This window comes from Martinezella dioscoreae (assembly GCF_009176305.1).
Classification (GTDB): Bacteria; Pseudomonadota; Alphaproteobacteria; order Rhizobiales; family Rhizobiaceae; genus Rhizobium; species Rhizobium dioscoreae.
Map to the genome: position 1 here is coordinate 1 of NZ_BLAJ01000029.1, position 11,384 is coordinate 11,384.

General features: G+C 57.5%; 12 protein-coding genes and 4 pseudogenes. 12 read left to right on the forward strand and 4 right to left on the reverse strand.

Going from position 1 to position 11,384, the window contains the following annotated elements:
• Positions 1 to 439 precede the first annotated feature (439 nt).
• From GDN47_RS31590 to GDN47_RS31605, 4 genes are all read left to right on the forward strand, one after another.
• Positions 440 to 682, forward strand: a complete 243-nt coding sequence (locus GDN47_RS31590) for a type II toxin-antitoxin system VapB family antitoxin (protein ID WP_069613654.1) — start codon at positions 440 to 442, stop codon at positions 680 to 682.
• Positions 682 to 1,095 (forward strand): type II toxin-antitoxin system VapC family toxin, encoded by a 414-nt coding sequence (locus GDN47_RS31595; RefSeq protein WP_173002614.1) that lies wholly within the window; start codon positions 682 to 684, stop codon positions 1,093 to 1,095. Before GDN47_RS31590 ends, GDN47_RS31595 begins: the two co-directional genes overlap by 1 nt.
• Positions 1,096 to 1,637: 542 nt before the next feature.
• Positions 1,638 to 2,870, forward strand: coding sequence for an HlyD family secretion protein (locus GDN47_RS31600; RefSeq protein WP_152095044.1), 1,233 nt, complete (start codon positions 1,638 to 1,640; stop codon positions 2,868 to 2,870).
• Positions 2,852 to 4,846 carry a glycosyltransferase gene (locus GDN47_RS31605; protein ID WP_113396014.1) on the forward strand — a complete coding sequence of 665 codons (1,995 nt, stop codon included), beginning with the start codon at positions 2,852 to 2,854 and terminating at the stop codon, positions 4,844 to 4,846. The genes GDN47_RS31600 and GDN47_RS31605 overlap by 19 nt, the downstream gene beginning before the upstream one ends.
• Positions 4,847 to 5,142: 296 nt before the next feature.
• Here the strand turns inward: GDN47_RS31605 and GDN47_RS31610 are convergent, their stop codons facing one another.
• Together GDN47_RS31610 and dnaE2 are read right to left on the reverse strand one after the other, a co-directional pair.
• A complete protein-coding gene (locus tag GDN47_RS31610; RefSeq protein WP_113396207.1) occupies positions 5,143 to 5,406 on the reverse strand; it encodes a hypothetical protein in 264 nt (87 codons plus the stop codon).
• A 176-nt stretch (positions 5,407 to 5,582) separates the two neighbouring features.
• Positions 5,583 to 5,917, reverse strand: a pseudogene (gene dnaE2, locus GDN47_RS31615) (error-prone DNA polymerase); the annotation flags it as partial.
• 90 nt (positions 5,918 to 6,007) lie between these two features.
• Between dnaE2 and GDN47_RS31620 the strand changes: the two are divergent.
• Positions 6,008 to 6,721 (forward strand): annotated as a pseudogene (locus GDN47_RS31620) (methyl-accepting chemotaxis protein); the annotation flags it as partial.
• Between the two features lie 247 nt (positions 6,722 to 6,968).
• A pseudogene (locus tag GDN47_RS31625) lies at positions 6,969 to 7,142 on the forward strand (ABC transporter substrate-binding protein); the annotation flags it as partial.
• On the opposite strand, the pseudogene GDN47_RS32550 reads toward GDN47_RS31625, so the two are convergent.
• Positions 7,126 to 7,651, reverse strand: a pseudogene (locus GDN47_RS32550) (hypothetical protein); the annotation flags it as partial. The pseudogenes GDN47_RS31625 and GDN47_RS32550 sit on opposite strands and share 17 nt — an antisense overlap.
• Positions 7,652 to 7,761: 110 nt before the next feature.
• Here GDN47_RS32550 and GDN47_RS31635 point away from each other — a divergent pair.
• From GDN47_RS31635 to GDN47_RS32255, 6 genes are all read left to right on the forward strand, one after another.
• Positions 7,762 to 8,646, forward strand: a complete 885-nt coding sequence (locus GDN47_RS31635; protein ID WP_152095045.1) for an NmrA family NAD(P)-binding protein — start codon at positions 7,762 to 7,764, stop codon at positions 8,644 to 8,646.
• A gap of 21 nt (positions 8,647 to 8,667) precedes the next feature.
• Positions 8,668 to 9,042 carry a hypothetical protein gene (locus tag GDN47_RS31640; RefSeq protein ID WP_152095046.1) on the forward strand — a complete coding sequence of 125 codons (375 nt, stop codon included), beginning with the start codon at positions 8,668 to 8,670 and terminating at the stop codon, positions 9,040 to 9,042.
• A gap of 63 nt (positions 9,043 to 9,105) precedes the next feature.
• Positions 9,106 to 9,822 (forward strand): SDR family oxidoreductase, encoded by a 717-nt coding sequence (locus tag GDN47_RS31645; RefSeq protein ID WP_152095047.1) that lies wholly within the window; start codon positions 9,106 to 9,108, stop codon positions 9,820 to 9,822.
• A gap of 79 nt (positions 9,823 to 9,901) precedes the next feature.
• On the forward strand, positions 9,902 to 10,360 hold the full coding sequence (locus GDN47_RS31650; protein WP_113420099.1) for a MarR family winged helix-turn-helix transcriptional regulator: 459 nt from the start codon (positions 9,902 to 9,904) through the stop codon (positions 10,358 to 10,360).
• Between the two features lie 192 nt (positions 10,361 to 10,552).
• Positions 10,553 to 10,951: a transposase gene (locus tag GDN47_RS32665; protein WP_173002615.1), complete on the forward strand. Its 399-nt coding sequence runs from the start codon at positions 10,553 to 10,555 to the stop codon at positions 10,949 to 10,951.
• On the forward strand, positions 10,903 to 11,085 hold the full coding sequence (locus GDN47_RS32255; protein WP_210386789.1) for a hypothetical protein: 183 nt from the start codon (positions 10,903 to 10,905) through the stop codon (positions 11,083 to 11,085). Before GDN47_RS32665 ends, GDN47_RS32255 begins: the two co-directional genes overlap by 49 nt.
• Here the strand turns inward: GDN47_RS32255 and GDN47_RS32560 are convergent.
• Positions 11,014 to 11,384, reverse strand: a 371-nt coding sequence (locus tag GDN47_RS32560) for a hypothetical protein (RefSeq protein ID WP_233790230.1), incomplete at its 5' end; no start/stop codon positions are given. The two genes, GDN47_RS32255 and GDN47_RS32560, sit on opposite strands and share 72 nt — an antisense overlap.

The following is an 11,384-nucleotide window of genomic DNA, read 5'->3' on the forward strand; positions in this document are numbered from 1 at the left end:
TGAGCGGCGGCAGAACGCTTCCATCTCACGCTCAAACCGATCAAAGGCGTCATAGACCCAAGGTTCGTAAAGCTCAGAAGCGCCACTACTACCACGCAAGGCACGCGATCGGAGCATCCTGAAACGCCGAAAGTCCGTAAATCGCATCACCTACCACCAAAACGGAGCTTACGAGCCCGTAACATCATCAATTTGGTGGCTGTCCATCCATTAGAAACCCGAAAACTAAAGGTCCCAGCAAGTGTTGCGAATTTGACAGCCCCGCAATCCAGTACGCGTCGCCACCTGTCGCGTACAGCTGAGCTGTCGACCGGGTCTCCTTGGTTGTTATTGGGTTAAATACATATAGACGAGAGTCAAATGGTGGGACTCACTCTTGTATGGACAAATTTCGTCCATACGTATATACAATCGTTGTCATGACATAAAGGGACGCCATATGCTCAGCATCCGTGATCGGGAAGTTCGCACCTTGGCGGAAGCTGTTATGCGCAAACGTGGCGCCTCAAACCTGACCGCCGCTATCAAGCTTGCCTTACAGCACGAGATTGAGCGGGCCGATGAAGCTGTTCCCCTAAGGCAGCACGTCGCGGAAATCCGCGCACGCGGACTTGCCAAGGCAAAGTTTCCGCCCGCCGCGCCCTTGACCAGAGAGGAACGCGACGCGCTCTGGGGTCAATAATGTTCATAGAGACCTCAGCAATCGTCGCCATCCTTGCCGGAGAGGCGGATGCCGATACCTATCTGGCCGCGATCGACAGCGCCACGGATCGGCAAACCGGCGCGCATGTCCGGCTTGAAGCGACCATCAACCTGGCGCGTATTCTTGGCCTGGAGGTCCTGGATGCCCAGGAGATGTTCGACGCTTTTCTTCACGCAGCCAAAATCACCGTGATCCCAATCACCGATACGATCGCGCGGCGCGCTGTCGAAGCTTTCGCCGCCTACGGCAAGGGTAAAGGCCATCCCGCCCAACTCAATTTCGCCGACTGCCTATCTTACGCTTGTGCGGACACCCACAACATGCCGATCCTGTTCAAAGGACGCGATTTCATGGAGACGAATCTCAAGAGCGCACTTTTCGGAGCAAGCTGAGCGCGTTCAATCGATCACCAGTTCGACAAGTCAGCGACGGGCCGATCAATGCCCAGCGGAAGCGTCCGGGAGCCACAGAGCTATCTAATTCGTCCGTTCACAGCAAGCGGGTAAGAGCCTGGGGATCCCTCATGCCGAGCCGCCTCTATGGAGTATTGAACCAGCCAAAGGAAAACACATACTTGCTCTTGAAGTAGAAAGCGAACCGCCGACCCTGTCGTTGCAAAAGCCAACTGTTTGAAATTCCTCAATACCGGACATTGGCTTTGGTGGAATGACCGATCAAGGCGAAGGCGGCTGGCAGCTTCTAGGCGTGGACCTGCACCCACTCGCCAACGATATTCGCCGGCAGGTGCGGGGCGAGGCTTGAACCTGAGCCGACCGCCAATGAGACAATATGTTCTGATTCATTAACACAAGCAAATCGCGACCACTTGCCCATTAAATTCCGTCAGGCTAAATTACACAAGATTTAGTTGCATTTCTGTCGGCCAAGGTCGGCGGATCGATCACCGCTAACCCCGCTGGTCCTACAAGCTGACATGATTTGGAATCATCGCATTACCCGCGTCACCGTCGGCGTTCTGCTGCTGGCGCTTGCTATCGTCGTCTCCTTTCCCGCAATCACGGGTTATACAAGCCGAGATGGCACCGTAAATGCCCGCCTGGCTCTCCTCAACGCGCCCATTGATGGTGTGATTTCGGGCGAGCCGGCAAAGGTTGGCATTCCAGTGAAAGCCGGCGAAACTCTCGTGGAAATCAGCAATCCGCGCGTGAACCGTGCCGTTCTGGCTTCGCTTGAGGCCGAGCGAAACACCGCTCTCGATCGCGTGGCAGCTTTGAAAAAAGAACGCGACGATCTCACGCAACTTCGCGATCAGCTGGGAAATCGGCTCGAAATCTTCAAGCAGGCAACGATTTCCAATCTTGAACGCGAAGTTGAGATCCTGCGTAAGAGGGTCGAGGTTTCGCAGGCACAGGATCTCGCCGCGCAGGTCGACCTCGATCGCCGGAAGGAATTGGAATCCAAGGGCATACTCACCCAGCGGATGGTGGACGCAGCACGCGCTGCCGGCGCGGCGACCGGAGGCGAGGTCGAAGTGAGCAACCTGACTGTCGATCAATTGCAACAGCGATTGAACGCCGTTCGACAGGGTATTTTCGTATTCGGAGATGGACAGAATGACGTGCCATATTCCCGCCAGCGCCAGGATGAGGTGATCGTCCACATCAGCGACCTGAATTCGCGGATCGCGGAGAATGAAACCCGCGCCGCCGAAGTCGAAAAGCAACTAACGGAAGAAGGCATTCGCGTCAGCAGCCTCGAATCGGCAACCGTGACCGCGCCATTCGATGGAGTTGTTTGGAGCAGAAGCATCGTCAGTGGTTCCAACGTCGTGCTCAACAATGAACTGATGCGACTTCTCGATTGTCGGGAGCTGTTCGTCGACATCCTCGTCCCCGAAGTTGACTATGACGAGATCTATCCTGGGCTCGGCGCGCAGGTTCGCCTGCTCGGGCGCAGCGATGTTTTCAAAGGTTCGGTCGTTTCTGTAAAGGGCAGCTCGGCGGCCACGGAAACCGATTCATTTGCGGCTAGTCTGCCCCTTACATCACAGCGCAATGCCCGCATCAGGGTTCGTCTCGAACCCTCCTTCATGAATGGTGACTTCGAAAATTTCTGCCAAGTGGGACGTTCGGTCCAAGTCCGCTTTCCAAGGCACGGATTTGGTGTTTTGAAATGGGTCAAGAACTTGTGGTTCAGTATCTTCTAGCCCTCGCCCCAACCTTTTTCGTAACAGCCTTCTTTCTGCTGGGCCCATTCAATTGGTCGCGTCATCATAGCTGGACGAGGACAGCCACCTGCGGGTTCGTCGCCGCCGTCGCACTACGCTACATGATTTGGCGGTTCACGCAGACCGTCCTTCCATACCCCTATGATGGGGCGAATTTCTATTGGGTCTGGCTCGTCTTTATCATCGAACTCCTGGCATTTACCGACGTTGTGCTGTTCCTCATCCTGATGAGCCGCTACGTCGACCGGAGCCGCGAGGCAGACAAGCTTGGTAAGATCTTTTTTTCGCGTGACCAACGCGAACTGCCGACGGTGGATGTCTTCATACCCACCTACAATGAGCCGCTCGACGTCCTGGAGCGAACAATTGTCGGCGCACTCTCACTCGATTACCCTGCAGAAAAGCTCAAGGTTTATGTCCTCGACGACCAGCGCCGCGACTGGCTCAAGACTTTTTGCGAACAGAAAAACGCTGTTCATGTCACCCGCCGCGACAATTCTCACGCCAAAGCGGGCAATATGAATAATGGTCTGCAAGTCAGCTCGGGCGAATTCGTTGCCGTCTTCGATGCCGACTTCGTGCCCTATAGGAACTTTCTTCGCCGCACACTGCCCTTCTTTTCCGACGAAAGCATCGGTATCGTCCAGACGCCGCAGCACTTCTTCAATGCCGATCCCGTCCAGACGAATCTGGGGCTTGAGAACATATGGCCGGACGAGCAGCGGCTGTTTTTTGACGAGATCGCGCCCAGCCGCGACGGATGGGATGTCAGCTTCTGCTGTGGCTCGTGTTCAATCGCTCGGCGCAAGGCGATCGAGGAGATTGGTGGCTTCCCGACGGAATCCATCACAGAGGATTTGCTGACCACACTCTCGATGCTCAACAAAGGCTACAAGACGCGCTACCTGAACGAGCGGCTGTCGATGGGGCTCGCCGCGGAAAATCTGACCGGCTATTTCGTTCAGCGCGAACGCTGGTGCCAGGGCGGCATTCAGACGCTTTATTTGCATAATGGCCCGTTGCGCGGTCCGGGCTTGACCCTCTTCCAGCGGATCATGTTTCTGCCCGCTTCATGGATAGTCCAGTATCTGGTGCGGCTGATGATCTTGATCATCCCGATCGTCTATCTCTGGTTCGGGCTCCTGCCACTTTATTTCACCGATATCGCCGACTACGTCTCCTATCAGGTCCCGCTGCTTGCATCCTATTTCCTTCTGATGCTCTGGATAACGCCGACGCGCTACTTGCCCGTCATCTCAAGTGCTGTTGGGACATTCGCGACCTTTCGAATGCTACCAACCGTCGTGTCGAGCCTGATAAGGCCGTTCGGCAAACCGTTCAGGGTGACACCAAAAGGCAGCGGCAACCAGGCAAATCAATTCGACAAATATACCTTTGCCTGGATCGCGGCTTTGATAACGATCACAGGCCTTGGACTGCTCATCGATATTGTTCCCGAGACTACACAGATCGAGGCGCAGTTTTCGCCGGTCGCCGCTTTCTGGGCAGGCATCAATATTGTCGTTTTAGTCATCGCATCCCTCATTTGCTTTGAGAAGCCACAGCGATTGTTTCATGCGTTCAAATTGGATGAGCCGGCATCAGTGGATCATATCCCCGGCCGACTGGTCAGTTTGGCGCTTGATAAGGCCGTTGTCGCCGTGCCGGTCGATTCGCGCTTCGGATCAAAACTTGTATCGCTGCACCTGCAGGGTTTTGCACCCTTCGAAGCCGAACTGAAGCAGGTAACCCAACGGGGCAGAAGCGTAAGCCGGGGTGGCGATCGGCAGGCCTATTATCTCCACCTCCATTTCGACCTCGAAGGTCCCATCCGAGACCAGATGATCGTGAAGCTCTATACGGGAGACTATTCGCAGGATATTCGCGACATCGACAAGATCGCGGTATCAGTCAATCTCCTTCTGCGCTCCTTCGGCCGGACGCGCACATACTAGGGAGCTCCTGCGTGGGTTGCCGTCACGGAAGCACCTGCTTGTTCTCAGCGATTTGCAATTTGGTGAGGATAATCTCGCACTCGACATTCTCGACAGTGATGATCTTCGGGACGCGCGTGACGGCCGCTTCGAGAATTGAGACCCTGCCGTCTGCAAAATGGTGCATCAGCTTGCGAGGGGTAAGTTTCCCACATGCTATCAGCTCTTGAGAGGAGTCGAACCATCGATCCATTCCGTCTGTTCGCTAAGGCGGGCGCTCGCCTTGCGCAGCATCCCTTCGTCTCCTGGTGACCGTTTTAATCGAAAGGACTGTCGAGATATACCCGATCCACGAGCTTCAGGCTGCGATCAGGCTGCAAGATGTAGGTCTCGCGTACCCGTTCGCCCCACTGATCCGTGAATATGTGGGGGACGATGCTGCCGACCGGTGACTTTTGTAACCGTTGGCTCGGCTGCCCGCGATAGGTGATACTTCCGGGAATAGGCTTCAGTCCCTCCTGGCTGGTTTGACAGGCCGCAAGTATGCCCGCCAAAAACCCAACGACAACCATTCTTTTCATCGCATCCTCCAATTTTGTTTGGGCACACCAAACCACATGGTCGGCAAAGAGGTTCCATCACGCGGAACCTTGCGTCAGCCTACGAATTTAAGCCTGAACGCTTTCCCTGTATGTGCCGCTTGCCGATGGGTTTACGGGCTCGTTAGTTGTCCAGTGCAGATCGACTGTGTTCGCATCTACTGAAAATTCCGTGCCCTCATCTTCAACGTATCAATAAGCCGATCCGGCTCATAAATCTCCCGCACCTTCATGACAGCCCTCTCCCGCGAATCCGGGCTGCCAGGCGTCCATGCGCGAACTCGTCGACGCGACCAGTCGGCAGCCTGAGGGCCTCATCGCGATCGGCAAGGCCAGAGAGATCGGATGTCAGATCGAACAGCTGCTGGGCCACCAGATGCACCACCTCCCCTTCCCGTTGGATGCGTCCGTTAATCGCCATCATCGAGGATCCGAGCACGATACGACGGCGTCGCTCGAAGAGGTTTGGCCAGACGACGACATTGGCGGGTCCGTCCTATCGCCAATGTTCAACGTCGTTGCGCTCCTCCGTCATCAGCGCAGCGGCCGTGAACAAGCACAGGCGTTGAAAATCCGCACCGCAGCACGCGCGCGCATCGGCGCCGAAAAATCCGGCGAAGTCATGCAGGACGCGATTTCAGCAATGGAGGCCATCTCGAAATCCTCGGGCGAGATTTCCAACATCATCGGCGTCATTGATGATATAGCGTTCCAGACGAACCTGCTGGCGCTCAATGCCGGCGTCGAGGCCGCGCGGGCGGGTGACGCCGGCAAGGACTTTGCCGTCGTCGCGCAGGAAGTCCGCGAACTCGCCCAGCGCTCCGCCACGGCGGCAAAGGAGATCAAGGCGCTCATTTCCACATCCGGCCAGCAGGTCGGCAGCGGCGTCGATCTCGTCACCAGAACGGGGCAATCGCTGCAGCAGATCGTCAAGGAAGTCGAGGAAATCGACCGCAATGTACGGGCGATCGTCGAGGCTGCCCGCGAGCAGGCGACCGGCTTGCAGGAGATCAATACGGCCGTCAACAGCATCGACCAGGGAACGCAGCAAAACGCCGCCATGGTCGAGGAGTCCACCGCGGCAAGCTACAGCCTTGCCAAGGAGGTGACGGCGCTGAACGAGCTGCTCGGACAGTTCAATCTGCAGAAAGGGCGCTCGCCTGCAAGACCGGTCGCAGCCACCGAACGTTCCAACCCTACCGCCTCGCCTGCACGGGCGCTGCGCTCCAAGATCGCCGGCGCATTCGGACGTCCCGCTACAGCGGCAGCGGCAGCGACCTCCTGGGAAGAGTTCTAATTCTGGGACTGACGTCAGTTTTTGGACTCGTAGCGACGATTTGCTGATCATTCGAAGCAGGATCGGGGGCGATCATCGACTGCGGCGAGACAGCAGATTATCAGGTGAGGCTTACCGCGGCAGGCGAATGTGAGGCGTCAGGCATGACATTTCGAGATGAGCTCGTTCGCATCGCGCTTGCTTGGCAAGACGAATATGGAATGGCACCGTCCATCATGTCCGCGATCTCTGGCTATGATGCGGCGGTTATCTGAAAACCCGCAAGTGGGACAACAAGACTGTCGGCAAGATCCTTGCCTGGATGGACGCAAACCAGGGCACCAACGAGGAGGGCGCCAAGTACTTCCTCCAGACCCATCCGGACCTCTGGATGAAATGGGTTTCGCCTGACGTGGCGGAAAAGGTTAAGGCGTCCCTGTGATAAGTCTGCATTGAAGCCACCGCCGCATTTGGAAGTTGATTCGGACCTTTTTTGACCGATCTGGCCATGCACAATGCGGCGCAGCTTCCCCCACTGACTCGTCGCCACGACCATTCGGCAGCCTGAAGGTCTCGTCACGATCAGTAAGGCCGTACAGATCGCCTGTCAGCTCGAGGAGCTGCTGGGCGACGAGATGCACGACTTCCCCTTCCCGCTGAATACGGCCGTTGATCTCCCTTATCGAGGACCCCAGCACGACACGCCGGCTCTTCTCAAACAGAGTCAGCCATACCACGACATTGGCCGAGCCTATCTCGTACTCGATGGTAATGGGCAAGACGCCCTTGGCCGACCCTGCCTTTGCCGCACAAGCACCAGGCCCGCCGTTTGAACCCAACGGTCGTCCCGTGCCGTCATCGCCTCGGCACAGGTATGATGTTGAGCTCCGAGAGGTCCTTGCGAAGGGCGACGACCGGATGCTGCCGCAGCGTCGGCCCGGTATGGCTGTATGCGCCGAACCCACTCCCAGTCCTTCAAAAGAAAACTTGACAATAGGAGTATATGCTCTTATTTCATCCTTCATCGAGAGCATATGCTCTTATTATTTGGAGAGATGATGATGAGCGAAGCAGCAAACATTCTAGTCAGTGGCGCAACCGGACGCACAGGCGGCGCGGCGGTCGACGAGTTACTGAAGATGGGGAGAAAGGTTCGCGCTTACGTCCGCTCGGATGACGAACGCGCGGAAGCTCTGCGCGGCCGAGGCGTCGAAATCGCCGTTGGCGACTTCACGGACATTGGCCACATTCGTTCGGCGATGGAAGGCGTAAATTCGGCCTACTTCCTGCATCCCATCGCACCGGGAATCCTGAGCGCCGCGGCATACTTCGCGCAGGCGGCCAAGGAAGCGGGCGTCACCGCGATCGTCAACATGTCGCAGATTTCGGCCCGCCGAGAGTCGACTAGTCATGCTGCGCAGGATCACTGGGTCTCGGAGCGCATATTCGACTGGTCAGGGGTAGCGACGACCCATCTGAGGCCGACGTTCTTCGCCGATTGGCTCGTCTATCCGCACTTCGCCAAGGAGATCTGGGCCTCGAAGAAGATCGAGTTCCCTTTTGAGAACGGCCGCCATGCGCCGATCAGCTCCGACGACCAGGGCCGCGTGATCGCTCATCTTCTGGCAAACCCCGAAGGTCACGGCGGCAAGACCTATACACTTCACGGACCGGTGGAGATGAACCACACCGAGATCGCCGCCGCGATGAGCGATGTCCTCGGCACGAAGATTGAATACGCGCCGACCTCGATCGAGGCTTTCAAGGACAAGATGCAGAACCTGTACAAGTTCCCGCCCTTCCTGATCCAGCACCTCGTCGAAGTCGCGCAGAACTACCGCGAAGGCATATTCGCCGGCACCAACGACGTCGTCGAGCGCGTGACCGGAACACCTGCGCTATCGGTTCCGGAATTCATCGCCAAATATCGCGGCGCCTTCCATTGAGGTGAACGAGGGAGAACGACAATGTCGAACACACATGAAGAACGACATCCTTTCCTTGACGACCTGACCGAGGACGCGGAGCTGATCAGTTCCGTCCTGCGCGGTCCGGTGGTGGGCCGTGAAAGCATCCGCCAGGTCGTGGACGCCGTGGGCAAGTTCTATGTCGAGCAGAAGCCGACCTTTCTCGGCGCCGTCGGCTTGCGGACGCTTCTCGAGTACGAAGCGAAGTTGGCGAGCGGTGAAGGCGTCAATGCGGTCGCCGTCGTCGATCGCAATCCCGACGGGACCGTCTCGCGTGTCAGCGTCCGAATGGGTCCCGTCGATGCCGTCGTGGCGCTCGCCAACCACCTTCGTACAGCGCTGTCCGGGCAGTTGCCCGACGAATTTTTTCTTTAAACCGTAACCCTCGATCTCCGTGCTGGAGCCGAGCCCTAGATCTGCAAATCAAGGAGACGTGTCATGGAAATCAGAAATTCAACGGTCTTCATCACCGGTGCCAATCGCGGCCTGGGCCTCGCCTTCGCCCGCGAGGCGGTCCGCCGCGGAGCGAAGAAGGTCTACGCCGGCATGCGCAATACCGGCGGCTTCGACGAACCGGGCGTTGAACCAATCCGCATCGACGTCACCGATCCCGCGACGATCGCCGCCGCGGCCGAAACGGCCGCGGACACGACGATACTGATCAACAACGCGGGTATTGCGGCCCTGATCGATAATCCCCTCGCTACGGACTTCGAGATGCAGTCGAAGTCCCTATTCGATACCAACTACTACGGTCTGGCGCGGGTCACGCAGGCGTTCGAACCCGTGCTGTCAAAGCAGCCAAAAGCGGCGATCATCAACGTCCTTTCGGACATCGTCTGGCTTCCGCGACCCTATCTCGCGCCGTATGCCGCGTCCAAGGCGGCGGCCTGGAGCTATACCAACCAGGTGCGGTTCCACCTCGCTGATCGTGGCATCCAGGTACTTGGGCTCCATGTCGGTTTCCTCGATACCGATCTGACGAACGGCATCGACGTGCCGAAGACCAGTCCCGCCGACGTCGCGATCCGGACCTACGACGCGCTTGCTAAAGGCAAAAGCGAGATCATGGCGGACGAGGGCACGATTCTGCTAAAGAGCACGCTTGCAGACGATGTGCCCGGCTACATCACGCCCCGGGCCGGATTATTCTGAGCCACCAAGCTTGGCCAATGCTTGGCGTCTTCGGCAACTTGCTGAAGACGCCGCTCTAGTGGAGTTGAAAGGAAAGACAATGTTGTCGACAAACCAACCTTTGGGAATCGACCAGTGCAACTGCAATGCCATGCGGAGAGCGAGCCGACAGATCACTCGCCTGTACGACGCTCACCTGGAGCCGGCCGGCCTGCGTATCACGCAGTTTCTCATCCTCGCCGCGCTCGCAGAGGCAGAAAGCGCGACGGTCAACATGCTGGCCGAGCGGCTCGACGTCGAACGCACGGCGATGGGCAAGATGGTCGGTACCCTGGAGAGGGACGGCATCGTGACAATAAAGCCCTCACCGACCGACGGCCGCTATCGGGTTATTGAGTTAACGCGTGAAGGCCATGCGTTGCACGACAAGGCATCGCCTCTTTGGAAGGCAGCACAGCAAGAGTTCGCGAAGCTCAACGGCACGACCCGCGTCGCCACACTCAGGAAGGAGCTCGATGCAATAGTCGTAGAGGACGGCGTAGAGCGTCCGGACCTTTGATGACTCAGGCTGCGCGGTGCTATTGTAGCCGCGCCTACCATGCCCAGCGGGATGAATTTCGTTTGCTCTTGATGAGAATCGCACCCGTCGAAACGTTGATTATTTGTTTCTAAGAGACCTGTGCATGGGTATTTGTAGACGTCTGTGATTGCTGATGATTCAATGCCTCTGTCGAGAGATAGAGATTTGGTAATGAGTCGTCGCCGAATAGGACAGGAAGCATTCGGATTTGCCGTTGATCGATGTGCAATATCTTCCCTCCACGATCTCGTCCGGCTGATCGATTGGGACCCGGTCGATGAAGCGCTCAGCGTTGTCTCGTGCGCCGGCAAGGGAGAGCCCGCCTGCCAGCCATCGGCTCTGTTCAAGGCGATGCTTTTGTCGATCTGGTATGATCGTTCGGACGTGAAGCTTGCCGAGGCACTGGATGATCGAGCCTCTTTCCGACGGTTCTGCGGTTTTTCCCGATCCGAGCCGACGCCGGAGCGGACAGCGTTCGTCCGGTTTCGAAAGGCCCTTATCGCCTATGCCTGGACAAGACCTTGTTCGATGAGGTCACGCGCCAGCTCAAGGCCAAGGCGATCGAGGTGAAAACCGGTACACTTGTCGATGCGACGATCATCGCGTCTATCAGCGAGGCCGCGACAAATGCCCTACATTTGCGCTTTGATGACGAGGGCCACTGGGTCAAGCATAAGGGTCGCCGAGCAGTTCATGGCTTCTAGGCCCTTGTCGGTGCCGACGCCGATATGGCTCTTGTCGAGGAGATCGCCGTCACGCCAGCCACACGACAATTGCCTTGCATTTGCGCTGACATCAACGACGGTAAGGCTGGTCCTGATGCGCTGCCGGAGAACCCCGGCGACGTTTATGCCGATAGCGCATCGCGGTAACCATTTCGGCAAAGCGGTCATCGCCAAAGGCAGTATCCCGCGCGTTGTCGCCACCGGTATGTGGGGGCGCGACGAAGCCGAAATACGGTCACGCCTTGAGGCCTGGAACCAACCGATCCACCGCATTCGTG